We start from the raw sequence: 545 nt of genomic DNA, 5'->3' as shown, positions 1-545 counted from the left end.
ATCAGCTCGAAGCGCTCGAGCTCCTGCATGTCCACCGTCCCGTCGTCACGGCCGGCCCCGGGGAGGCTGACCAGGTAAAGGTCCTCGGTGAGCAGCTGCCGGGCGGAGATGCCCGGGGAGCGCTGCACGCCGTAGAGCATGGCGAGGTCGAGCTGGCCGGCGCGCAGCCAGTCGAGGATATAGCCACTCATGCTCTCGACCACCCGCAGGGAGACGTTGGGCAGCTCGTGATGGGCCATCTCCACCAGCGGCACGCCGAGCACCAGGCTCACCGAGTTCGGCAGGCCCAGGCGCACGCTCCCGTGGGGATCGACGCTGCCCGCACGCAGCGCCTCCCGCGCCTGCTCAAGCTGCGAGAGGATGCTGCGGGCATAACCGAGCAGCTCCAGCCCCGCCTCCGTCGGCGATACGCCGCGGGCGGAGCGGGTCAGCAGGGTCACGCCCAGCTCCTCCTCCAGGTTGCGCACATGCTGGCTGAGTGACGGCTGGGCGACGTACAGCGACATCGCGGCCCGCTTGATGGAGCCGCTCTCCACGATCGCCAC

1 protein-coding gene is annotated in these 545 nt (G+C 70.1%); it reads right to left on the bottom strand.

Going from position 1 to position 545, the window contains the following annotated elements:
• A partial coding sequence (locus G7A99_RS24295) for a LysR family transcriptional regulator (RefSeq protein WP_163144644.1) occupies window positions 1–545 on the bottom strand: 545 nt, incomplete at both ends.

It is taken from the genome of Arhodomonas sp. KWT (assembly GCF_010993615.1).
Note: the sequence above shows the minus strand (reverse complement) of the source record. Positions and strands in the feature narration are given on the sequence as shown.